Below are 23096 nucleotides of genomic sequence, written 5' to 3'. Positions count from 1 at the left end.
TTATGCTCCTTGTCCGTTTAAAATTTTAGTAGCAAATTTATTCGCTGCATCGTAGTCTATCCTCTTGCCAAGCTTATGTTTGCCCTCTTCTGGATCAACCATTATAAGAGCGCTTGTTGGGCATACATCAACGCAAGCTGGTCCATTTTCACGGCCAAAGCACATATCACATTTTACTGCGATGTTTTTTGCGCCTGATTGTGACTCTACTTCAAGATAGTATTTTGGCTCGACAGCGTAATTTACTGAAGGCATAAGCTCTGCACTTGAGCTTATCGCACCATAAGGGCAAGCGATCGTGCACATCTTGCAACCTATACAAATTTCCTCGTGAAGTTCGATGCAATTATCGTTAAATCGCAACGCTCCAGTTGGGCATACATTTGCGCAAGGGCCATCGTCGCATTGTCTGCACTGAGTCGGCATAACACCGCTAGCTTCTCTTAAGACGCTTAGCCTTGCACGTGATAGTTTGCCGCGTTCATAAGCACTTTTAAAACATGCAGCCATACAGGTCGCACATCCTATGCAGCGTTTAGAATCGGCAATCACAAATTTATGTTTTTTCATAAATTCCTCCTAAAAAACAAGGCAAGACCGCCCTGCTCACTAATAGAGTGATTGTTAATCACATGAATAGAGATAGTTAAATTTTTATTTAACATCTCAAACGCTCCTTCCTGAAATTTTTGAAACAATTCTATAACTTCTGGCGATTAAATTCCGTCAGCTATCTGACAAATTTTGTATTTTTGAAATTAAATTTTTATTTTATATTAGTTTAAGATATGCTATTAAACGGCGTTATTATCGTGTGATTAATCAAAAAAGATTAATATTTCATAACAGATAATTAGTAAAAAGAGTAAAATTATCTTAATTAAGTTTAAATTTAAAAATTAGTTTTTTAAGCTTGGGTTAATTAAATGAAACTGAAATTTAAAAATCTAAAATATAATCCAACTTTTAAATTTAAAAAGGTCATTGATGGAAATTTTTATAGTCATAGTTTTGTTTATCGCTTCAGTTTTTGCTTTTATGAAATTTGCCCCTGTTTTTGGTGGCACACCAGACGCCAAGAGCCAAAAGCTGATAGAGGCTTCGCCAAATTTTAATGGCAAAGTTTTTATAAATTTAGAGCCGACGATTGATATGGTAAAGAAAAATCCGCAAGCGTCTATGCTAAATTACGTCCCTCAAGCACTCTTTCCACCAAAAGACAAGCTACCAAAGCGCCCTTTGCCAAATTTAAAATTTGACGCAAACGCCCTCAAAAATGGCGAGTTTATCTGGCTTGGGCACGTTAGCCTCATCTGCAAGCTTGATGATAAGATCATCATCACAGACCCAGTTTTACACCGAGCATTCCCTCTCCCACTTGGCGGCAAGCCCTTTGCCTACGAGCACGCCATCACCGCTGGCGACTACCCAGAGGTGATCGACATCGCCCTCATCTCGCACGACCACTACGACCATCTTGACTATAAAACAATCCTTGAGCTAAAGGATAGGATAGCTAAATTTCTAGTGCCACTTGGCGTCAAGGCTCACCTTGTAAAATGGGGCGTGGATGAAGGCAAAATTTACGAGTTTGACTGGTTTAATGATCTAAAAATAGAAAATTTAAACTTCACTTTTTGCCCCTCAAGGCACTTTAGCGGGCGCACATTTAAAAGAAATACCACGCTTTGGGGTGGCTGGGCGGTTAAAGAGGACGGCTTTAGCTTTTATTTTAGCGGAGACGGCGGATATGGCAAGCATTTTAAGATGATAAATGAGAAATTTGGCGGCTTTGATCTAGTTTTTATAGAAAATGGCGCTTACAGCGATGGCTGGCCCTACGTGCATATGAAGCCAGAGGAGTCGGCGCAAGCGCTAAAAGATATTGGTGCAAGGCTTGGCGTGCCGGTACACTGGGGCAAGTTTGATCTTTCTTATCACGCCTGGAATGAGCCGATCAAGCGTTTTGAAAAGGCGGCGACAAAACTTGAGCTAAACTACGCAACGCCGATGATTGGAGAGGTTTTCAGCGTGCAAAATCCACCTAGAAAAAAGTGGTGGGATGAAATTTAGGAATAAAATTTGCTCTAAATTTTAAAATCCAAAAGGAAGTGCAGATGAAAATTTCTGAAAATTTATCAAATTTAAAAAATGCCATCGACAAGGCAGCAAAAAACGACCTTGATGCAAGCGCTACTGGAAGCTTTTTGCAAAATTTAGAAAAAGCCAACAAAGAGACGGAGAAGATCTACGAAAAGCTTGAAAAAGAGCTAAAGAGCGATGCGCAGATGTTTAAGCAGTTTGACTTCATGCAGATGATGACAAAGCTTCAATACGGCAACCTAAAATCAAGCGAGCGTGAAGAGCTGATAAACAAAATGAGCAAGATCGCCAAGGAAATTTAGCCATTTAGTGTGGCTTTACGGCGAGCTAAATTGGCTGTTTTGCGTAAATTTATGTGGTTTTTTGCTGAGTAAATTTGCCAAAAAATGTAAATTTACTCGCTTAGTGGCTGTTAATATCCTTGCGATTGTCACATCTTTTGCCAAATACCTGTTGCACACTGGGCGAGATAGCACATCGACATATCACATGCGCAAAATTCCAGCAAATTTTTCAAATGCTTTTAACCTCTAAATTTAAGCTAGTCAATCAATAAAAACAAATTTTAAAATTTCATGAACGAGCAATTTCGGCTCTAAAATTTGAGCTAAGCTGTAAGCGAAGCCAAATTTTAGTAGTCAACTCTTGCGAGTGAGTGGAATTTTAAAATTTGCAAAGATAGTTTGATTAAATTTGTAAAAGAATAAATTTAAAGATATACCTATTTATATATGTAAATTTACTTGAGAGAATTTAAGAGCCAAAAAGGCTCTTAAATTTTAGTGGAGTTCGCTCCAAACTTTGCGTTTCCAAAGCCAAGCAAAGATTCCTAAGATAAAGAAGTAGATCATCACGTAAATACCAGTGCTCTCACGCTCAGCCTTTTTGCTGTCACCTACTTTTTGGATGTAAGATACTATGTCGTCTTCAGCGGCTTTGTTTAAGCCAACTCTAGGCATCGCAGTGCCCGGAAGCATCTTTTGAGTATCGTTTATAAATTTATGCAAGTAGTCTGCACCTTTTGAGCGGATCATCATAGATAGATCAGGTGGGTTTGAGCCCATATAAGCTGCGAGGCTTACTTTATTGCCAAGAGTATATTTTTTAGCATACTTCATATCGTGGCATCTTTGACATGCGTCAGCAAAGACCTTTTCCTCAGTGATTTTGCTCTTTGCATCTGCGTCAGCTGATACTTTTTTAAGGTAAGCAACTATGTCAGCGATCTCAGCATTGATATCACCGCCAGCGCCCATAAATGCAGTCATAGGATATGGCTTCTCGTCGTTAAATTTATGAGATAGTTTTACGGCCATAGTTGGATTTTTGATAAGTGCAGCTAAAAATCTCTCGTCATAAATTTTACCAGCTGTGCTAATATCTGGTGGTACTACACCAAAGCTTTGGCTAGCTGTCTCAGCGTCCATACTAGCTGGCATGCCGGCTGCTTCTATGCCGTGACATCCTGTACATCCAGCTGCGCCAAATGTCTCAGCGCCTTTTGTAGCATCACCATTTGCAAGGTCGATCGAGTTTATATCAGCCCAAAAAGCTGTATAGTCATCAAGAATTTTTTGTGCTGTCTCGACATCTTTTGTAGCCGCTTCTATACTAGCTTTGTTACCACTAGCTTTAGCAACCTCAAGCGCCTCTTTTTTCTGCTCTAAAAAGTGCTTTGCGTAGTCAGTATCTTCTTTTGAGAAGTTGTACTCAGCATTTGCAGTGTGCGGATGAAGCTTTGTGTGAGCGTAAGGCTCGATGCCCCAGTATAAAATACCTGAAAGGATAACAACGATGGCAAAAATTTTAAGCTCTTTCATGATTAGCCCCTTTTTCTTTCAAGTATTGTAATAACTGGAAGTGCGATTATAAATAGCACTAAAAATAATAGTGACGCGTAAAATCCTATCCAGTCGTTGATGCCGCCTGTTGGGAGCTTGCCATATATAGATAATACGATAAGGTCTGCAACTAGCACCCAAAACCATACGAAAAATAGTGGTCTTTTGTGAGCTGGAGCTACAAGATCGCTTCTATCAAAAAGCGGTATAAGCATAAACGCAACGCCTGCAAAGGCAAATGCGATAAGTCCGATGTTATAAGCTGAAATTCCAGCTATATCAAAGAAGAAGCCACGTAAAATTTCATATTGCCACAAGAAGTACCACTCTGGGTAGATGTGTGGTGGAGTTTTTAGCGGATTTGCTGGCTCAAAATTGATAGGATCCATCGCAAAGTTGAAGTGATAGCAAACAAGATAGATGACAAAGATCATGAAAAATGATACATACATGAAGTCTTTTGCCAAAAATCCTGGCCAAAATGGTATAACTTTAGCTTTTGCTCTGTCACCGTGTAGATACTCTTGCGCCTCTACTTCAAAGTCGATATCTTCGCTTGTTAGGTTATTTACGTGAGGAACTCTTAATGAGTAGAAGTGGATAACCAAAACAACGATAGTTACAAGTGGTAGCAAGCAGACGTGAAGCATGAAAAATCTAGTAAGTGTTGAGTCGCCAACTGCGTAGTCACCCCTGATCCACTCAACCAAAGCATCGCCGATAACTGGCACACCACCAAAAAGCTGAGTGATAACAGTCGCCGCCCAGTAGCTCATCTGACCCCATGGGAGCATATAGCCACTAAATGCCTCTGCTGAAAAGCAGATAAATAGCACCATGCCGCTTACCCAAATAACCTCTCTGCCTCTTTTGTATGAGCCGTAGTAAAGTCCAGTAAGCAAGTGGATATACATGATAAGAAATATCGTAGAAGCTGAAACTGCGTGGATATGACGCCAAAGCCAGCCATACTCGACCTCTTGCATGATAGTGTAATTTACGCTGTCAAAGGCCAAATTTACATCTGGCTTGTAATACATCATAAGCAAATAGCCAGTGATGATCAAAAGCAAAAAAAGCGTCGTTAGGATAACGCCCATCGCCCAAAGGAAATTTATATTTTTTGGGATCCAGTATTCGCTAACTAGAACCTTCATAAGCTTTGTAAAAGCTAGGCGTTGGTCAAGCCAGTCAATAACGCCAGTTGATTTATGAGATAAAGACATCGCTAACCTCCTAAGCTTTAGCTACTAATTTTTCGTATTCTGGGCTTGTTTCGCCTAGAACTAGCTTGGTACCATCGATCTTAAACGGTGGGATGTCAAGCGGTCTTGGTGGAGGTCCGTATGTTTGCACGCCATCAACGTTAAATTCGCCGCCATGACAGGCACAGACAAACATTTGCTTGCTAGACTTGTACTCAGGGATACATCCTAGGTGTGTGCAAAGTCCGATAACTACGATATATCTCGCATCTCCAACGACTACATCTCTCTTGTCGTTTTTAGCCATATCTGGGCTTTTTTTGAGGATGAAAATAGGCTTTTTACGCCACTCAACCTGTCTCATCTCGCCATCTTTGATCGGGCTTAGATCAACAGTTGTAAAACCAGCAGCTTTTACGCTAGGGAGCGGATCCCAGGTCTTTTTCATGGCAACTAGTGACATCGCGCCACCAACAGCTGCCACGGCACCAAATGCAAGGCCGATAAAGCTTCGTCTTTCTTGCTTTACTGACATTAATTTCCTTTCTATAAATAAAATTTAAACGATTATACTCTCAAAAAATTAAAAAACTATAATCTCACAATATAGTTTGTAAAAATAAAGTGAATTTAAGCTTTTTTTATACTAAAATTTGAAATAAATTTATCTAAAAATGCCTGTATATCATGACTTTAAGCTTTTTATAAAAGAGAAATTTGATCTAATGTCTAAACGTTAAGATAAAAAAATTTTCTATTTTAGCATTTGTAAAATAGAAAATTTTAATAATAAAATTTATTAAACTTAAAAAATTATAAATAGCAACTATTAAAAATGAGAAGCTTTGTTTTCAATTTTAAATGCTAGTTAAACTTTAAAACCATAAAAGGCTTAAATTTAAGCCTTTTTCTCGCTCATCTTTATGTAGATATGCAAGATATCGATCGCTGCTGGCGTGATACCTGAAATTTCACTCGCCGCAAAGAGCGTTGGCGGGGCAAATTTCTCAAGCTTTTCAACCACTTCATTGCTAAGTCCGCTTATGCTTCTAAAGTCGAAATTTTCGGGGATTTTCACATCCATCATATCTTTCATTTTTTCTATCTGATTTTTTTGTTCGCTGATGTAGTGCTGATACTTGCACTCGGTTAAAATTTGATCCATACTCGCATCATCAAGTGTGGCAAATCTCTCATCAAGCTTTCTTAGTTTCTCAGCCGTGAAGCTCTTTCTAGCGACTATCTTTTGAAGGCTCACGTTTTGGCTGATCGGCTCTTCATCAAGACTTGCTAAAAGCTCTAAATTTGCCTTGCTTGGCGTGATCTGAGTCTCGTTTAAAAACTCTAACCCCTCTTTTAAATTTCTTCTTATATTTTCTATCTCATTAAAAGTCTCATCATCAATCAGCCCAAGCTCATGGCCATATCTGCCAAGCCTTAAAATGGCATTTTCCTCACGCAAAAGCAAGCGATACTCCGCCCTACTCGTAAACATCCTATATGGCTCTTTTGTCCCTTTTGTGACAAGATCATCTATTAAAACGCCGATATACGCCTCATCACGGCGCAAGATGAGCGGCTCTTTGTTATCCAGCGAAAGAGCTGCATTTATACCAGCCATTAGCCCCTGAGCGCCTGCCTCCTCGTATCCTGTCGTGCCATTTATCTGCCCAGCCAAGTATAGCCCTTTTACTTTTTTGGTCTCTAGGCTATGTTTTAGCTGCGTTGGCTCGACGTAGTCGTACTCGATGGCGTATCCATGCCTTACTATTTTGGCATTTTCAAAGCCCTTTACAGAGCGTAGCATCTGCACTTGCACCTCATAAGGTAGGCTCGTTGAAAAGCCGTTTATGTAGTACTCTGTCGCTTCAAGGGTCTGAGGCTCGATGAAAAGGTGGTGTCTGTCGCGGTCGCCAAAGCGGTTTATCTTATCCTCGATACTAGGACAATATCTTGGTCCTATGCCCTCGATCTGGCCTGTAAAAAGCGGTGCTTTGTCAAAATTTGAGCGTATTATCTCATGGGTGGTTTCGTTTGTATAGGCGATGTAGCATGGTAGCTGCGTTGGAGAGAAATTTTTAGTTCTAAAGCTAAATGCAACTGGTTTTGCATCGCCATCTTGCTTTTCTAAAATTTCAAAATTTATAGTTTTTGCGTCGATCCTTGGGCATGTTCCAGTCTTTAGCCTGCCTAAATTTAGCCCAAGCTCTCTTAGGCTAGAGCTTAGATCCTTTGCGCTTAGCTCGCCCACACGACCAGCTTCAAGTTTGTTAAATCCAACGTGGATTAGCCCGTTTAAAAATGTGCCAGTTGTAATTATCACTTTTTTTGCGTTATAGGTGTTATTTAGGTGGGTTTTAACGCCAGTTACTTCGCCATTTTCACTTAAAATTTCAGTGGCGATCTCTTGAGAAATTTCTAAATTTGGAGTGTTTAAAAGCAAATTTCTCATATAAACGCGGTATCTATCCATATCGATTTGAGCGCGGCTACCACGTACTGCTGAGCCTTTGCTCTCATTTAGCACGCGAAACTGGATACCAACAGCATCAGTCGTGAGCCCCATTTGACCGCCAAGTGCGTCTATCTCTTTTACAAGATGTCCCTTTGCAAGGCCGCCGATGGCTGGATTACAGCTTGCAGCGCCTATTTGCTCGGCTAAGATAGTGATCAGTAAAGTTTGTTTGCCCATTCTAGCAGCCGCAAGACTTGCCTCAATGCCAGCATGTCCGCCGCCAACGACGATGATTTCATAGTCCATGATAAATTTTTCCTTATTTTTGATAGGCGGATTTTATCAAAAAGCATATAAAATTTAAATTTTTTCAAAGAAATTTCACCACAAAATTTATGGCTAGAGTTTTTTATTAATGATATTTTAAATATTTTGCTGTTAGATTTACAAAATTTTAAATCCAAAAAGGCTTTATTCATGAGGAATTTACTAAAAGTCACTGGCTTTTTGCCATACCTTGCGATCGCATTTTTAAACGCAAGTGTCGATCTAGCGCACAAAATAACCATCCAAAACGTCCTTTTAAAGACCTACTCAGGCGATACGCTTTTTATCCTAACAGCCGTTATAAATGCGATGATCTTGCTTCCATTTATATTTTTATTTTCGCCTTCAAGCTTTATAAATGATAAATTTGCAAAGACAAAGGTTATTAGAATTTGCGCCGTCTTTGGCGTTGTTATCAGCGTTGCGGTGCTTATTAGCTACCTTTTGGGTGCCTTTGGCGTGGCATTTGCGCTCACGCTCATTTTGGCTGCTCAAAGTGCGATCTACTCGCCTGCAAAATACGGCATCATCAAAGCACTTGTCGGCACTGAGCGACTTGGCACAGCAAACGGCGTCATCCAAGCGCTTACCATCGTCGCAATACTCGCTAGCTCATTTTTGTTTTCATTTATATTTGAAAATTTATACATCCAAGGTGAAAACTCAGAAGAAATTTTAAAAAGCGTCTATCCTATCGGCATCTTTTTAGTCGTATTTAGCACACTTGAAGCATTTTTTGCCTACAAGCTGCCTTACATCAGCGACACAAACGAACAAAGCGGAGAATTTGAGCTTAAAAGATACATCAGCCTTAGCTACTTAAGAGAAAATTTAAAAGAGGTAAGATCAGATAAAAATATCTGGCTAAGCATCGCTGGTCTTAGCATATTTTGGGGCATCTCTCAGATCATCATCGCAGCCTTCCCAGCTCACTACAAAGCAGTTTTTAATGACGATAGCTCTCTAGCAGTGCAAGCCATCCTTGCAGTAAGCGCCATAGGCATAGCATTTGGCTCATACGTAGCTGGCTCTATGTCAAAGCTTCACATCGAGCTTGGCATCGTGCCGATGGGCGCTATTGGTATATTTTTCTCACTTTTATTTTTCGCATTTGGCTCAAGCATCGGCGTAGTGAGCCTTAGCTCATTTGCATTTGGCTTTTTTGGAGGCATATTTATAGTGCCGCTAAATGCGATGATCCAGTACTTTGCCCCGCAAAAGAGCACCGGCAAGATAATGGCGGCAAACAACTTCTTGCAAAACGTCTCAATGCTACTATTTCTAGCCATTGGCATAGGCTTAGTATATTTTGAAATTTCAACCACTGGGCTCTTTGTCTTTACAGCGCTTGTTTGCTTGCTCGGCAGTTTTTACGCCATTTTACAGCTTCCACATCTTTTCACAAGGCTACTTTTACTGCCATTTTTAAAGACAAAGTACCGCTTTTTCGTTGAAGGACTTCAAAATTTACCACAAAGTGGCGGCGCACTACTTCTTGGCAATCACATCAGCTGGATCGACTGGCTCGTGCTGCAAGCTGCAAGCCCAAGGGGCATAAGATTTGTCATGTATAGAACGATCTATAACAAATGGTATCTAAAGCAAATTTTTAAATTTTTTAAAGTGATCCCGATAGGCGCAGGAGCAAGCAAAGAGTCGATCGAGCTAGTTAGGGAGTGCCTAAAAAATGGCGAAGTGGTCGCACTTTTCCCAGAAGGGCACATCAGCTACAACGGCCAGATAAATGAGTTTCAAAAGGGTTTTGAGCTTATCATCAGAGATCTGGAAGAAATTTGCATCGTGCCGTTTTATCTTCGTGGCCTTTGGGGTTCGAGCTTTTCAAGAGCTAGTAAATTTTACAAAGACCTCACTTCTAAAAACGGCAGACGCGACATCATCGTCGCCTTTGGCAAACCGGTAACTACATTTATAAACGCTGCAAAGATGAAACAAAAGGTGCTTGAGCTTAGCTTTTCATCGTGGGAGAGCTTTATCTCAAGGCAAAAACCGCTAACAAGCGAGTGGCTAAACAACGCAAAAGAGAGTAAATTTAAAGAGTGCGTGAGCGACAGCACTGGGCTAAATTTAAGCAACTTGAAATTTATAACAGCTGTTTTAGTATTTATCAAAATTTTCAAGCGCGAGCTAAAAGATGAGAAAAATATAGGCATCTTATTGCCTAGCTCAAGCATCGCAGCCATCGTAAATATGGCGCTTCTTGCGATGGGCAAAGTGAGCGTAAATTTAAACTACACGCTAAATGAGACCTCGCTAAATCACGCTCTAAGAAAGGCAAATATAAACACGGTGATCACATCTAGCAAATTTCTTGAAAAGCTAGCACTTAAGGGCTTTGATCTAAAAGATGCGATGAGTGGCAGGGCAAAATTTGCAGAAGATCTCTCAGCTAGCGTCTCAAAGAAAGAGAAATTTTTAGCGCTTTTAACGGCATTTTTTGCTCCAACTTGGCTCATCAAACTTTGCTATTTTAAGCGTGTAAGCTTAGAAGATACGGCTACCATTTTATTTAGTAGCGGCAGCGAAGGCGAGCCAAAAGGCATCGAGCTAAGCCATAAAAATTTACTTGCAAACATCAAGCAAATAAGCGAACTTCTAAATTTCAAAAAAGATGACGTGATCTTAAACTCACTCCCAGTATTTCACTCATTTGGCCTAACAGTCACCACACTTATGCCACTTTGCGAGGGCATAAAAATGGTAAGCGTGCCTGACCCAACAGACGGAGCTACTATCGGCAAAATGGCTGCAAGACACAGCGCTAGCATCATCTTTGGCACCTCAACGTTTTTTAGGCTTTACACTAGAAACAAAAAGCTTCATCCGCTGATGTTTCAAAGTGCCAGAATGGTCGTAGCTGGGGCTGAAAAGCTAAAACCTGAGATAAAAGACGAGTTTAGGCTCAAATTTGGCATAGAAATTTATGAAGGATATGGCGCGACCGAAACGGCGCCAGTAGCTGCTGTAAATATGCCAAATATCCTAGAAAAAGAGAGCCTAAAAGAGCTTACATTTAATAGACCTGGCAGCGTTGGCATGCCTCTGCCTGGCACTATCATCAAGATAATCGACCCAGAGACGCTTGAAGAGCTAGAAACTGGCACCGACGGACTCATCGTTATCGGCGGCTCGCAGGTGATGAAGGGCTATCTAAATGACGAAGCCAAAACAAGCGACGTCATCACGCACATTGATGGCGTCAGATACTATAAAACCGGCGATAAAGGCCACATAGACGAAAACGGCTTTGTCTTTATCGTCGATAGATACTCAAGATTTGCTAAAATTGGCGGCGAGATGATAAGCCTTGGAAGCGTCGAAGAAGAGCTTGCAAAAGTGCTTGGGGGCGACGTTGTCTTTAGCAGCGCAAACGTGCCAGATAGCAAAAAGGGCGAAGCGATCGCACTTTTAGTAAAAAGCGGCACAGAGCCTGAAAATATCGAGCAAATTTTAAAAGAGAGCAACCTAGCTCCTATAATGATGCCAAGCTATATATTCATCGTTGATGATATACCAACGCTTGCAAGTGGCAAGGTTGATTTTAAGGGCGTTAAAGCTCTAGCAGTCTCACTTTTAGCGGAGTGAGGCGCCGCCCTTTTATTTTTGTGATAAAATAGCGCCAAAATATTACCTAGGTCGCAGTTGCGACTGACATTTGCATAAATCTTAAATTTATCTTTTTTTGCAAATTCCGTTATTGATTTTATTTTTTTCTATAAGGAGTTTTGTATGAAATTTTCTAGTGCTTTTAAATTTGGTGCGCTCTGCGTAGTTGGCTGTTTGCTCTCTTTAAATTCTGCCTCGGCAAATTCTTACGAGCAGATCAAAAAAGATGGCGTCATAAGGATAGCAACGGAAGGCGTTTATTCGCCATTTTCATTTCACAATGAAAAAGATGAGCTAATGGGCTATGACGTTGAGATAGCAAGAGCTGTGGCTAAAAAACTAGGCGTAAAGCCAAAATTTATCGAAGCTTCATGGGACGCGATGCTAGCAGCATTTGACGCTGGCAAGGCTGACGTGGTGTTTAATCAAGTAAGCATAACCGATGAGCGAAAGAAAAAGTATGACTACAGCGTGCCATATATGCTCTCTTACTCAGCCATCGTCGTGCATAAAGACAATAACGACATCAAAAGCTTTGCTGATCTAAAAGGAAAAAGAAGCGTGCATTCAGTAAATAGCATGTGGATACCAACCGTTGAAAAGTATGGCGCCAAGCTAGTTGTGGCCGATAGTTTGAGCGATCAGATAAATTTGATCATCACAAAAAGAGCAGATGATACGATAGATGATGCGGTGATGTTTTATGACTACATCAAACAACATCCAAATGCCCCTATAAAGATCATCGAAGCTGGTGATGAGCCTATGTATACGGCTGCGATTGTTAAAAAAGGTAACAAAGAGCTACTAAATAAGATAAATAATGCCCTAAATGAGCTTAGCAAAGAAGGAGTTTTAAGCGAAATTTCGCTTAAATACTTCGGCAAAGACATTTCTAAATAAGGAGAATCAATGAATTTTAAGCCCATTTTTGGCTTTATCGCAGGTGCTTTTTTAGCTTTAAATTTAAATGCTTCAACTATCAAAAAAGGCGAGCTTATAGTTGCAACTGAAGGTACTTACTCACCTTACTCATTTTATGACGAAAAGGGCGAGCTAGTAGGTTATGACGTAGATATCGCAAAAGCTGTAGCAAAGAAGCTAAATTTAAAGATAGAGTTCCTAACAGCCCCTTGGGATGCGATGCTTGCAGCATTTGACGCTGGCAAAGCGGACGTGGTGTTTAATCAAGTTAGCATAAACGAAGATAGAAAGAAAAAGTATGACATGAGCGTGCCTTATACCATGCCATATCCAGTAATAGTCGTGCATAAAGACAATAACGATATCAAAAGTTTTGCTGATCTAAAGGGCAAAAAAAGCGTGCACTCTGCAACTAGTAACTGGGCAGCGATAGCTGAGAAAAACGGCGCAACAGTGGTCGTGGCTGATGGCTTTAGCAAAGGCGTGGAGCTTATCATCTCAAAAAGAGCTGATGATACGATAAATGACAACGTCACATTTTTTGACTACATCAAACAACGCCCAAATGCACCGCTAAAGATCGCATACACTAGCAATGAGCCGATGCCAACAGCCGCACTTCTTAAAAAAGGTAACACCGAGCTACTAGAAGCGATAAACAAAGCGCTTAATGAGCTAAAAGCCGAGGGCAAGATAAGCGAAATTTCAATGAAATATTTTGGAAAAGATATTTCAAAATAAAGGATCAAAATGAAATTTACAAATTTATTAAAAGTAGTAGCAGTGCTTGCAATGGCTCTAAATTTGCAAGCAAAAACTATAAAAGATGGCGTGCTAACAGTAGCAACAGAAGGCACTTACGCTCCTTTTACATTTTATAATGACAAAAATGAGTTAGTGGGATACGACGTAGATATCGCAAGAGCAGTAGCGCAAAAGCTAAATTTAAAAGTTGAGTTTCTAACAGCTCCATGGGACGCGATGCTTGCAGCATTTGACGCTGGCAAAGCAGACGTGGTATTTAACCAAGTTAGTATAACTGATGAGAGAAAGAAAAAATATGCTTTTTCAGTGCCTTATACTGTGACATTTGGCGCTATCATCACTAGAAAAGATAATAACGATATAAAAAGTTTTGCTGATCTAAAAGGTAAAAAAGATGCCGACTCAGCGACTAGTAACTGGGCGAAAGTCGCTGTAAAATACGGTGCTGAACACGTCGTAACAGATAGTTTTGCTAAAAGCATGGAGCTTCTTATATCAAGACGTGTAGATGCTGTTGTAAGAGATAACATCGTGTTTTACGACTTTATAAAAGAGCGTCCAGACGCACCTGTGAAGATAGCTGCCTCACTTGACGAGAAAGACTACACAGCAGCAGCTGTCAAAAAAGACAACGCCGAACTTGCAGAGCAAATTTCAAATTCACTAAATGAACTTTCAAAAGAAGGAAAACTAGAAGCCATCTCAAAAAGCTACTTTGGCAAAGACGTCTCAAAATAAATTTATAAACCAACAAGGCAAAAATGGAAAATTTAGATAGAGTGATCGAGCTTGTTTCAAACTCGACGCTACCGATGATCATCGCACTTTTAAAAGTGACGATCCCACTTACTTTGCTCTCGTTTTCGCTAGGGCTTGTTATAGCCATTGTCACAGCAGTAGCAAGGCTTTCAAATATAAAAATTTTAAAATTTATATTTGCCACCTATGTTTGGATATTTCGTGGCACGCCGCTTCTTGTGCAGCTTTTTATTGTATTTTACGGACTTCCTAGCATCGGCGTCACGCTTGATACTTGGAGTGCGGCGACTATCGCATTTAGCCTAAACGTGGGCGCTTATGCGTCTGAGTCTGTAAGGGCTGCCATACTTTCTGTGCCAAAAGGTCAGTGGGAGGCAGCCACATCGCTTGGCATGACGCACTATCAAATTTTAAAGCGTATCATCGCGCCTCAAGCAGTGAGGATCTCACTCCCTCCGCTTTCAAACACATTTATAGGCCTTGTTAAAGACACTTCACTAGCAGCTTCTATAACGATGGTAGATATGTTTATGGTCGCTCAAAGGATCGCAGCAAGAACCTTTGAGCCACTCATCCTCTACATCCTAGCAGCACTCATCTATCTAGTGGTTTGCACACTTTTAACCTATCTTCAATCAAGGCTTGAAAAAGCTGTCTCAAGGTATGTCTAATGGCTATAAATTTTAAAAATATAAGCAAATCTTACGGCGATCATTTGGTACTAGATAACATAAACACAAGCTTTAAAGAGGGGCAAACGACCGTGATAGTTGGCTCATCTGGTTGTGGCAAATCAACGCTTCTTAGATGCATAAATTTACTTGAGATCCCACAAAGTGGCACTTTAGAGGTAGATGATAGGAGTGTAAATTTTAAAGAGAAGCTTAGCTCAAAAGAGCTTTTAGAAATTCGCAAAAAAACAGGCATGGTCTTTCAAAGCTTCAACCTCTTCCCGCACCTAACAGCGCTTCAAAATGTCACAGAAGCTCCGATCTACGTTCAAAAAAAGGATAAAAACGAGGCGATAAAAGAGGCAAAAGAGCTTTTAGCTAAGGTGGGGCTTAGCCACAAAGAAGATACCTATCCAAACAGGCTCTCAGGCGGACAAGCACAACGTGTAGCCATCGCTAGAGCACTAGCTGTAAATCCGTACTTTTTACTACTTGATGAGCCTACAAGTGCGCTAGATCCAGAGCTAGAGGCTGAAGTTTTAAAGGTCATCTTATCTCTTGCAAAAGAGAAAAAGTCTATGATCATCGTCACTCATAATATGAATTTTGCTAGAAAGATAGCTGATAGAATTTTGTTTTTGGATAAAGGAGTGATTGCGTTTGATGGCTTGGTAGATGAGTTTTTTAACAGCCAAAATGAGAGGATAAAAAGCTTCATCTCGGCTATGGATATATAAATTTAGCTAGAAGATCTAGCTAAATTAATTACGCAAAATATGGTTTTATCTGCTCGATCCAAGCTGAAATTCTACCCTCTGTCTTGTCACTTTGGTTATCAGCATCAAGCGCTAGACCTACAAATTTACCATTTCTTACGGCATCAGAGCCATCAAATGTATATCCATCAGTGCTAACCTCGCCCACTATCTTTGCGCCAGCTTTTACGACCTCGTCATAGAGCTTTGCCATGCCGTTACAGTACTCATCTGAGTAGCTCTCGCTATCGCCCATGCCAAAAACAGCGACCGTTTTACCGCTTAAATTTAACGCTTTAAAGTCAAACGCGTCCCAGTCATCTTGAAGATCACCGCTACCCCAAGTCGATGTGCCAAGGATGAGCTTATCAAAGCTATTTATCTTCGCTGCGTCCACGTCAGAGACGTTTAAAAGCTCGTTTTCAAGCCCCAAACCCTCGCTTATAAGTTTTGCTGCATCTTCGGTATTTCCCATGCTGCTTCCATAAACTATACCTATCATTTTTATCCTTTTTAAAAAATTTTACTAATAATCGTATAAGGCACGAGTTTTATGCACCCTCTTGCAAAGCAGTGTCTAACCTCAACGTGCCGCCTAAATTCCTCATTTCTAGGGCAGACGATATAGACCATCTCGCACTCGTGACCAAGCGCGCAAACGGCTGCATCGATGTCGTCGTTTAAATTTCTCATATCATCAAAGCTCACTTTTTTAAAGCTTGGCATGACGCTGAGTAAATTTTTGCCATCTTTTTTGACTGAGATCACACCGCCATTTAGCACGACCTCTTTGTCCTGATGGCGGAGGCGTATTTTATCATAAACAAACTGGCAAAACATCTGCGCTGCGTCAATGAAAAACTCAAATTCTCCGCTTCTATAAAGCATCTTTATCATCTTTGCAGCTGCCATCTTTGGCTCTTTTGCTAAAAATTTCAACACCTTAAAATCATTTTGCAAGTAAGCATTTATAACGACGTTTGAAGGTATGCAAAAGCTGTCAACTGGTTTGAAATTTAAAAATTTATCACGCAGTAAGAAATTTATCCTAGCCTCAAAAATGTCTTTGAAATTTAGAAATTTAGCGTAAGAAAGCGGGATCTTTAGCTCGCTTTCTACGCCAACATTATAAAGTGCGATGAAAATTTTCGCACGCGAAAGCTTGTCAAGCTTTGCAAAAATACTTGGAGTTATTTCGCCAATATCTGATAAAAACCCGAACTTCATCGATTATTCTTTGCATCCAAATTCCTTATCTAGGCCAAAGACCTTACAATACTCGCAAAATACGCAACTAACGCTTCTTTTTGCACAAACGATAGGGATATTTCTCTTTTTCGCTTGAGTTTTAATAGTCTTCATCGTGTTGTGGTTTAAAAAGCTAGTTAGCATCACCACGCACTCAGTATCTTGCGGGATCGGCTTGCGATTTACGCGGTTTTCATTTCTAGCATCCCAGTGCTCTATCTTCTCAGCTCCCAAATCATGCAAAACAGCCTTAATAGGCGTTATCTCATCTGCTCCGATAACTAAAACTGACATAACAAGCTCCTAAAATTTATTCGTTTTCTGATAACGATTATAAAAAAGCTTAGCTAAAATTATTCTTAGTTATGATATTTATTATCACTTATTTGTAGAAATTTGTAACGTTTTTGGTTTTTTAAAAAGGCTAAATTTAATTAGCCTTTTTAAATTTAACCGCTGCAACGAGAAAGATGACAAGTCCAGCCGTTGCAAAAAGGCTGCCAACATTGCCGATATTTTGCTCACCAAGATGAACTATCGTTTGATGTCCTATTAGCGCGCCAGCTCCTATGCCGATGTTATAAATGGCTGAATATATCGCCATCGCAGCGTCTGTGGCATTTGAGGCTAAATTTAGCACCTTGATCTGAAAGCTCATATTTATCCCAGCTATGCCAAGTCCCCAGATGAAGGCAAGCACAAGCATTAAGCTCTCATTTGTAGCGATGAAATTTAGCACAAGCAGGCAAGCTAAAATGATAGCTATTGAGGTAGCTGTAAAAGCATTTGGTATGAGCTTATAAAATTTAGAGAAAAGCACGCTTGCTACAATGCCAGCGACGCCAAACAAAAGCAAAAATATGGTGATAAATTTACCATCAAAGCCGCTTATATCTTTAGCAAACGGCTCGATGTAGCTATAGGTGCTAAAGTGCGCGCTGATAACGATAGCAGTTAGCAAAAATATCACCATCAAAAAGCCATTTCTTGCAAGCTCTGGCAAACTCTTTAGCGAGCCTGAGTTTTTGCTAGGCAAAAGTGGCAAAATTTTATATAGCCAAGCGCCAACGCCCACAGCAAAAATTCCTATGAGCCCAAATGTGACACGCCAGCCCAAGCTATCGCCTAAAATCCTACCAAGTGGCAAGCCAAGTATCATCGCCATCGATGTGCCAAGTGCTAGCAGTCCTAGAGCTTGCGAGCTTTTATTGATAGGTGCCACCCTAACAGCAAGCGAAGCGGTGATCGACCAAAATATGGCGTGTGCGATGGCTATTAGCACGCGAGCTATGACTAAAACAGTAAAATTCCAAGCAACAGCGCAAAGTGCGTGAGAAGCGACAAAGATGATAAAAACCTTTAAAAGTAGCGACCTTCGCTCTAAATTTGCAGTTAGCAGCATAAAAGGTAGCGAGAGTATCGTCACGCTCCACGCATATATCGTGATGATGAGCCCAGTATCAGCCGTGCTCATGCCAAAATCCTTTGCTATGTCGCTTAAAAGCGGCACCGGCACGAACTCGGTTGTATTAAATATAAAAGCTGCAAAAGCTAGCGCGATAACCCTTAGATAGGCTATTTTATGAATATTTATCAAAATTTCATCCTTTTTACTTTGCCCCTACAATATTAAAATTTGACTTACATCTTAGTTATTTATAAATTTTAATTTTTTAATGATAGAGATTAATGACAAATTTTGGATTATTTCCTTATAATAAAGCCATTTTTAAGATAATTTTAAGGCGGAAATATGTCAAAAATAATGAAAACTATGGACGGAAACGAGGCCGCAGCTTACGCGTCATACGCATTTACCGAAGTAGCTGGAATTTACCCTATCACTCCTAGCTCACCTATGGCTGACTACACTGACCTTTGGGCAGCGCAGGGCAAGAAAAATTTATTTGGTATGCCAGTGAAAGTAGTCGAGATGCAAAGCGAGGGCGGCGCAGCTGGCACGGTGCATGGCTCGCTACAAGTTGGCGCCCTAACTACGACTTACACAGCTTCTCAAGGCCTACTTTTAAAAATTCCAAATATGTATAAGATCGCAGGCCAGCTCCTCCCTGGCGTCATCCACGTCTCAGCTCGCTCTCTGGCAGCGCAGGCTCTTTCAATATTTGGCGACCACCAAGACATCTATGCCTGTCGCCAAACCGGCTTTGCTATGCTAGCAAGCGGCTCAGTGCAAGAGGTGATGGATATAGCAGGAGTTGCGCATTTAGCGGCGATAAAAGGCAGAGTGCCGTTTTTACACTTCTTTGACGGCTTTAGAACGAGCCATGAAATTCAAAAGGTCGAGGTGCTTGACTACGCGCACTTTGACAGACTTCTTGACCGCGAGGCTCTGCAAAAATTTAGAGATAATGCACTAAATCCAGAGAGCCCAAAAACTCGTGGCACAGCACAAAACGATGATATCTACTTTCAAACAAGAGAGCTAAGCAACCGCTTTTATGACGCAGTGCCAGATATCGTGGCAAACTACCTAGCTGAAATTTCAAAGATCACTGGCAGAGACTACAAGCCATTTAACTACTACGGCGACCCTGAGGCTACGCGCATCATCGTAGCTATGGGCTCAGTGACGCAAACTCTTGAAGAGGTCGTTGATTATCTAAACACAAAAGGCGAAAAGGTGGGCATCATCAAGGTGCATTTGTACCGCCCATTTAGCACGAAGTATCTCTTTGACGTGATGCCAAAGAGCGTGAAAAAAATAGCCGTTCTTGACCGCACAAAAGAGCCTGGCAGCCTTGGCGAGCCGCTATATCTTGACATAAAAGCTGCATTTTACGGCCAAAAAGACGCTCCAGTTATCGTTGGCGGTAGATACGGCCTAAGCTCAAAGGACGTCGATCCTGCGCAAATGCTAGCTGTATTTGAAAATTTAAACCAAAGTGAGCCAAAAGATGGCTTTACGGTGGGTATCGTTGATGACGTGACTTTTACGTCGCTACCAACTGGAGAGAAAATTTCACTAAGCGATGAGAGCGTTAAAGAGTGCTTATTTTACGGCCTTGGAGCTGACGGCACCGTGGGCGCAAACAAAAACTCGATAAAGATCATCGGCGATAAAACCGACCTTTACGCGCAGGCATATTTTGCCTACGATAGTAAAAAATCAGGCGGCTACACGCGCTCGCACCTTCGCTTTGGCAAAAAGCCGATCCGCTCGACCTATCTCGTCTCAAACCCGCACTTTGTGGCTTGCTCGGTCGCGGCATATCTTGAAATTTATGATGTAATTGACGGCATCAGAGAAAACGGCACATTTTTATTAAACTCTATCTGGGACGCAGAGCAGACGATCGCCAAACTGCCAAATAAAGTTAAGAAAATTTTAGCTAGCAAAAATATAAATTTCTACATCATAAACGCAACAAAGCTAGCACACGATATCGGCCTTAAAAACCGCACAAATACCATAATGCAGTCGGCATTTTTCAAGCTTGCCGACATCATACCATTTGAAGATGCGCAAAAACATATGAAAGAGTACGCGCACAAAGCCTACACTAAAAAAGGCGAGGCGATCGTGCAGATGAACTACAACGCTATCGACGTTGGCGCAAATGGACTCATAAAAGTGCCAGTCGATCCTGCATGGGCAAATTTAGCAGACGATGAACAAAAAGATGAAAAATATATCGGCAACAGCTTCATCGAAAACGTCGTAAAACCGATAAATGCGGCTCGCGGTGACAGCCTACCAGTCTCAGCCTTCATAGGCTACGAAGACGGCCACTTTGAAGCTGGCACGACGGCTTACGAGAAACGCGGCGTTGGCGTAATGGTGCCAAAATGGATCGAGCAAAACTGCATCCAGTGCAACCAGTGTGCATTTGTCTGCCCACACGCTGTAATCAGGCCATTTTTGATAGACGAAAACGAGCTTAGCACGGCACCACAAGGCGTAAAAGAGCATAATCTAGAGGCAAAAGGCAAAGAGGTCAAGGGGTTAAAATATAAAATCCAAGTAAGCCCGCTAGACTGCACCGGCTGCGAGCTATGCGCTCAAAACTGCCCAAGCAAGGAAAAATCGCTCGTCATGGTGCCGCTTGAAGAAGAGCTAGGCAAAAACGAGCAAGAAAACGCTGATTATCTATTTAAAAAGGTCGCTTACAAAGACGATCTCATGAACAAAGAGAGCGTTAAGGGCGTTGGCTTTGCTAAGCCGCTCTTTGAATTCCACGGCGCTTGCCCGGGATGTGGCGAAACTCCGTATATCACGCTTATTACAAGGCTCTTTGGCGAGCGTATGATCGTTGCAAACGCGACTGGTTGTAGCTCGATATATGGCGGCTCAGCTCCATCTACTCCATATACTACAAATGACGAAGGCAAGGGCGTTGCATGGGCAAACTCGCTATTTGAAGATAACGCCGAGTTTGGCATGGGTATGAACGTAGCGATGGAGACCATGCGCCACCGCATCGAAGATATAATGAGAAACAACATAGATAGCGTACCAAATGCACTTTCAGCTCTTTACAACGACTGGATAAATTTCAAAAATGACGGCGAAAAAACGCAAGAGATCACAAAAAATTTATTGCCTATCTTAGAGCAAAATTTAAGCGCACCAGGCGTTAAAGAAATTTTAGAGCTTAAGAAATTCCTCGTCAAAAAGTCGCAATGGATCATCGGCGGCGACGGCTGGGCGTATGACATCGGTTTTGGCGGACTTGACCACGTGCTAGCAAGCGGCGAAAACGTAAATGTGCTAGTGCTTGACACCGAAGTCTACTCAAACACTGGCGGCCAAAGCTCTAAATCAAGCCGCGCAGGCTCGATAGCGCAGTTTACGGCTAGCGGCAAGCCAGCTCAGAAAAAGGACCTTGGCTACATCGCGATGACTTACGGCAACATTTTTGTAGCCCAAATCAACTCAAACGCAAGCCAAGCAAATGTGATAAAAGCGATCACAGCAGCCGAAGCGTATGATGGCCCAAGTCTCATCATCGCCTACTCTCCGTGCATCGCTCACGGCATCAAAGGCGGCTTATCGCAGTCAGGCGGCCAGGGCGAGCTCGCTACAAAATGCGGATACTGGCCGACATACCTATACGATCCGCGCCTTTTAAAAGAGGGACAAAATCCGCTCAAAATCACCTCAAAAGAGCCAGACTGGTCGCTTTATGAAGAGTTTCTGCTAAACGAAGTTCGCTACAACTCGCTTAAAAAGACCAACCCTGAGCACGCAGACGAGCTACTAGCTAAAAACAAAGCTGATGCGCAAAGACGCTACCGCCAGCTAAAACGCCTAAGCCTAGCAGACTTTAGCGATGAAATCAATTAAATTTTAGGTGCAAAAGCACCTAAAATTTACTCTAACAACTAGAATACATATTGCTTGAAATCTTTTTAAATTTAATACCACATATCTCGTCAAAGGAAAAATGACGCTCCTTAAGATCACCCATGATATATGAAAAATAAAATTTCTTCTCCGCAAAAGCCACTTCACTGGCTATGATCTCGCCAAGAGCACTATCATCTATATGAAAATTTTTAAAAATGACGCTTAGCTCGAAGTAGCCATTTTGCAAGTCTCCAATGTAAAATTTAACCCTAGCGCCACTTTTCATAAAGGCAAAAGATACTATCTTTGCATCACTAAAATTTATATCTACAAAAATTCTCTCAAGTGTCTTTAGCTCGCCATAAAAAGACCTTATATACGAGCCATAATCCTCTATCCTCTTTTCAAACTCATCATCGTCCAGATCGCCGCTTATCCAGCTCTTATCGAAAAACCTCATCTTGCGCCAAGGCACTGTAGCTCCTTAAATTTAACTTCTAAAGCAAATTTTATATATCATTATCTAAAATTATTCATAAATTTAAAAGGCAAAAACATGAGCCAAACGCACTCTTTTAAGCCAATCTTTGATAAAAACTCTAAAATTTTGATCCTAGGCTCTTTCCCCTCTGTCATCTCTCGTAAATTTGGCTTTTACTATACAAATCCGCAAAACCGCTTTTGGCGGGTGTTGGCTGGGATATTAAACGCTCCGCTGCCTGCGAGCACGGATGAAAAGATAGAATTTCTACTCTCTCATCATATCGCGATATATGACGCGGCGATATCATGCGAGATAGAGGGCTCAAGCGACGCCAAGATGAGCAAGATCGTGCCTGTAAATTTAAAGCCTTTATTTAAAGAGGCAAATATCAAGCAAGTCTATGCAAACGGCGGCAAGGCTTATAAAATTTGCAAAAAATATTTAGAAGATGAGATCATAAAAGCGACAAAAAATGAAGTTATAAAGCTACCATCAACCAGCCCTGCGAATGCTAAATTTAGCCTTGAAAAGCTTACAAGCGAGTGGTCGGTGATAGCTAGAGCGCTAGAATAACAAAAATCAAAATGACTTTACCTTTGAATTATTTTTGCCTTGCGCCCTTTTGCA

20 protein-coding genes are annotated in these 23096 nt (G+C 41.2%); 10 read left to right on the top strand and 10 right to left on the bottom strand.

What is annotated here, in order from left to right:
- Positions 1-570, bottom strand: coding sequence for a 4Fe-4S dicluster domain-containing protein (locus tag CCS77_RS01300; protein ID WP_009294859.1), 570 nt, complete (start codon positions 568-570; stop codon positions 1-3).
- Between the two features lie 417 nt (positions 571-987).
- On the opposite strand from CCS77_RS01300, the gene CCS77_RS01295 reads away from it, so the two are divergent.
- Together CCS77_RS01295 and CCS77_RS01290 are read left to right on the top strand one after the other, a co-directional pair.
- Complete coding sequence (locus tag CCS77_RS01295) at positions 988-2073, top strand: MBL fold metallo-hydrolase (protein WP_107916338.1); 1086 nt, start codon at positions 988-990, stop codon at positions 2071-2073.
- A 44-nt stretch (positions 2074-2117) separates the two neighbouring features.
- Positions 2118-2405, top strand: coding sequence for a hypothetical protein (locus CCS77_RS01290; protein WP_087581727.1), 288 nt, complete (start codon positions 2118-2120; stop codon positions 2403-2405).
- Positions 2406-2882: 477 nt separating this feature from the next.
- Here the strand turns inward: CCS77_RS01290 and CCS77_RS01285 are convergent, their stop codons facing one another.
- From CCS77_RS01285 to mnmG, 4 genes are all read right to left on the bottom strand, one after another.
- Positions 2883-3923: a c-type cytochrome gene (locus CCS77_RS01285; RefSeq protein ID WP_107916337.1), complete on the bottom strand. Its 1041-nt coding sequence runs from the start codon at positions 3921-3923 to the stop codon at positions 2883-2885.
- 2 nt (positions 3924-3925) lie between these two features.
- A complete protein-coding gene (locus tag CCS77_RS01280; RefSeq protein WP_002939231.1) occupies positions 3926-5170 on the bottom strand; it encodes a cytochrome b in 1245 nt (414 codons plus the stop codon).
- Between the two features lie 10 nt (positions 5171-5180).
- A complete protein-coding gene (gene petA / locus CCS77_RS01275; RefSeq protein WP_107916336.1) occupies positions 5181-5684 on the bottom strand; it encodes a ubiquinol-cytochrome c reductase iron-sulfur subunit in 504 nt (167 codons plus the stop codon).
- 363 nt (positions 5685-6047) lie between these two features.
- Positions 6048-7910, bottom strand: a complete 1863-nt coding sequence (gene mnmG, locus CCS77_RS01270) for a tRNA uridine-5-carboxymethylaminomethyl(34) synthesis enzyme MnmG (RefSeq protein WP_107916335.1) — start codon at positions 7908-7910, stop codon at positions 6048-6050.
- A gap of 171 nt (positions 7911-8081) precedes the next feature.
- Between mnmG and CCS77_RS01265 the strand changes: the two genes are divergently transcribed.
- From CCS77_RS01265 to CCS77_RS01240, 6 genes are all read left to right on the top strand, one after another.
- Positions 8082-11534 carry an acyl-[ACP]--phospholipid O-acyltransferase gene (locus CCS77_RS01265; RefSeq protein ID WP_107916334.1) on the top strand — a complete coding sequence of 1151 codons (3453 nt, stop codon included), beginning with the start codon at positions 8082-8084 and terminating at the stop codon, positions 11532-11534.
- A gap of 144 nt (positions 11535-11678) precedes the next feature.
- Positions 11679-12458 (top strand): amino acid ABC transporter substrate-binding protein, encoded by a 780-nt coding sequence (locus CCS77_RS01260; RefSeq protein ID WP_012001171.1) that lies wholly within the window; start codon positions 11679-11681, stop codon positions 12456-12458.
- A 9-nt stretch (positions 12459-12467) separates the two neighbouring features.
- A complete protein-coding gene (locus CCS77_RS01255) occupies positions 12468-13220 on the top strand; it encodes an amino acid ABC transporter substrate-binding protein (protein ID WP_012001170.1) in 753 nt (250 codons plus the stop codon).
- A 9-nt stretch (positions 13221-13229) separates the two neighbouring features.
- On the top strand, positions 13230-13982 hold the full coding sequence (locus CCS77_RS01250; RefSeq protein WP_107916333.1) for an amino acid ABC transporter substrate-binding protein: 753 nt from the start codon (positions 13230-13232) through the stop codon (positions 13980-13982).
- Between the two features lie 23 nt (positions 13983-14005).
- Positions 14006-14674 (top strand): amino acid ABC transporter permease, encoded by a 669-nt coding sequence (locus tag CCS77_RS01245; RefSeq protein WP_107916332.1) that lies wholly within the window; start codon positions 14006-14008, stop codon positions 14672-14674.
- The gene (locus tag CCS77_RS01240) at positions 14674-15411 is read left to right on the top strand and encodes an amino acid ABC transporter ATP-binding protein (RefSeq protein ID WP_021089416.1); all 738 of its coding nucleotides are present in this window, start codon (positions 14674-14676) and stop codon (positions 15409-15411) included. Before CCS77_RS01245 ends, CCS77_RS01240 begins: the two co-directional genes overlap by 1 nt.
- 28 nt (positions 15412-15439) lie before the next feature.
- On the opposite strand, the gene fldA is transcribed toward CCS77_RS01240, so the two are convergent.
- The 4 genes from fldA to CCS77_RS01220 form a co-directional block, all read right to left on the bottom strand.
- Positions 15440-15931, bottom strand: a complete 492-nt coding sequence (gene fldA / locus CCS77_RS01235) for a flavodoxin FldA (RefSeq protein ID WP_107916331.1) — start codon at positions 15929-15931, stop codon at positions 15440-15442.
- 11 nt (positions 15932-15942) lie between these two features.
- Entirely contained in the window at positions 15943-16656 is a 714-nt protein-coding gene (locus CCS77_RS01230) for a UDP-N-acetylmuramate--alanine ligase (protein ID WP_107916330.1), read from the bottom strand.
- Between the two features lie 3 nt (positions 16657-16659).
- The gene (locus CCS77_RS01225; RefSeq protein WP_002939277.1) at positions 16660-16971 is read right to left on the bottom strand and encodes a DUF2325 domain-containing protein; all 312 of its coding nucleotides are present in this window, start codon (positions 16969-16971) and stop codon (positions 16660-16662) included.
- Positions 16972-17107: 136 nt separating this feature from the next.
- The gene (locus CCS77_RS01220) at positions 17108-18274 is read right to left on the bottom strand and encodes a sugar transporter (RefSeq protein ID WP_107916329.1); all 1167 of its coding nucleotides are present in this window, start codon (positions 18272-18274) and stop codon (positions 17108-17110) included.
- 156 nt (positions 18275-18430) lie between these two features.
- Between CCS77_RS01220 and nifJ the strand changes: the two genes are divergently transcribed.
- Complete coding sequence (gene nifJ, locus CCS77_RS01215; RefSeq protein WP_107916328.1) at positions 18431-21982, top strand: pyruvate:ferredoxin (flavodoxin) oxidoreductase; 3552 nt, start codon at positions 18431-18433, stop codon at positions 21980-21982.
- Between the two features lie 31 nt (positions 21983-22013).
- On the opposite strand, the gene CCS77_RS01210 is transcribed toward nifJ, so the two are convergent.
- Positions 22014-22445 carry a hypothetical protein gene (locus CCS77_RS01210; RefSeq protein ID WP_180996424.1) on the bottom strand — a complete coding sequence of 144 codons (432 nt, stop codon included), beginning with the start codon at positions 22443-22445 and terminating at the stop codon, positions 22014-22016.
- A 96-nt stretch (positions 22446-22541) separates the two neighbouring features.
- On the opposite strand from CCS77_RS01210, the gene CCS77_RS01205 reads away from it, so the two are divergent.
- On the top strand, positions 22542-23042 hold the full coding sequence (locus CCS77_RS01205; protein ID WP_201741720.1) for a DNA-deoxyinosine glycosylase: 501 nt from the start codon (positions 22542-22544) through the stop codon (positions 23040-23042).
- Positions 23043-23096: the final 54 nt, after the last annotated feature.

This window comes from Campylobacter concisus (assembly GCF_003048375.1).
GTDB classification, from domain to species: Bacteria; Campylobacterota; Campylobacteria; order Campylobacterales; family Campylobacteraceae; genus Campylobacter_A; species Campylobacter_A concisus_T.
Note: the sequence above shows the minus strand (reverse complement) of the source record. Positions and strands in the feature narration are given on the sequence as shown.

Bases quoted from the DNA above. Each gene is read 5' to 3' on its own strand.
- CCS77_RS01300 (WP_009294859.1), bottom strand. From the start codon at position 570: ATGAAAAAACATAAATTTGTGATTGCCGATTCTAAACGCTGCATAGGA.
- CCS77_RS01295 (WP_107916338.1), top strand. From the start codon at position 988: ATGGAAATTTTTATAGTCATAGTTTTGTTTATCGCTTCAGTTTTTGCT.
- CCS77_RS01290 (WP_087581727.1), top strand. From the start codon at position 2,118: ATGAAAATTTCTGAAAATTTATCAAATTTAAAAAATGCCATCGACAAG.
- CCS77_RS01285 (WP_107916337.1), bottom strand. From the start codon at position 3,923: ATGAAAGAGCTTAAAATTTTTGCCATCGTTGTTATCCTTTCAGGTATT.
- CCS77_RS01280 (WP_002939231.1), bottom strand. From the start codon at position 5,170: ATGTCTTTATCTCATAAATCAACTGGCGTTATTGACTGGCTTGACCAA.
- petA (WP_107916336.1), bottom strand. From the start codon at position 5,684: ATGTCAGTAAAGCAAGAAAGACGAAGCTTTATCGGCCTTGCATTTGGT.
- mnmG (WP_107916335.1), bottom strand. From the start codon at position 7,910: ATGGACTATGAAATCATCGTCGTTGGCGGCGGACATGCTGGCATTGAG.
- CCS77_RS01265 (WP_107916334.1), top strand. From the start codon at position 8,082: ATGAGGAATTTACTAAAAGTCACTGGCTTTTTGCCATACCTTGCGATC.
- CCS77_RS01260 (WP_012001171.1), top strand. From the start codon at position 11,679: ATGAAATTTTCTAGTGCTTTTAAATTTGGTGCGCTCTGCGTAGTTGGC.
- CCS77_RS01255 (WP_012001170.1), top strand. From the start codon at position 12,468: ATGAATTTTAAGCCCATTTTTGGCTTTATCGCAGGTGCTTTTTTAGCT.
- CCS77_RS01250 (WP_107916333.1), top strand. From the start codon at position 13,230: ATGAAATTTACAAATTTATTAAAAGTAGTAGCAGTGCTTGCAATGGCT.
- CCS77_RS01245 (WP_107916332.1), top strand. From the start codon at position 14,006: ATGGAAAATTTAGATAGAGTGATCGAGCTTGTTTCAAACTCGACGCTA.
- CCS77_RS01240 (WP_021089416.1), top strand. From the start codon at position 14,674: ATGGCTATAAATTTTAAAAATATAAGCAAATCTTACGGCGATCATTTG.
- fldA (WP_107916331.1), bottom strand. From the start codon at position 15,931: ATGATAGGTATAGTTTATGGAAGCAGCATGGGAAATACCGAAGATGCA.
- CCS77_RS01230 (WP_107916330.1), bottom strand. From the start codon at position 16,656: ATGAAGTTCGGGTTTTTATCAGATATTGGCGAAATAACTCCAAGTATT.
- CCS77_RS01225 (WP_002939277.1), bottom strand. From the start codon at position 16,971: ATGTCAGTTTTAGTTATCGGAGCAGATGAGATAACGCCTATTAAGGCT.
- nifJ (WP_107916328.1), top strand. From the start codon at position 18,431: ATGTCAAAAATAATGAAAACTATGGACGGAAACGAGGCCGCAGCTTAC.
- CCS77_RS01210 (WP_180996424.1), bottom strand. From the start codon at position 22,445: ATGAGGTTTTTCGATAAGAGCTGGATAAGCGGCGATCTGGACGATGAT.
- CCS77_RS01205 (WP_201741720.1), top strand. From the start codon at position 22,542: ATGAGCCAAACGCACTCTTTTAAGCCAATCTTTGATAAAAACTCTAAA.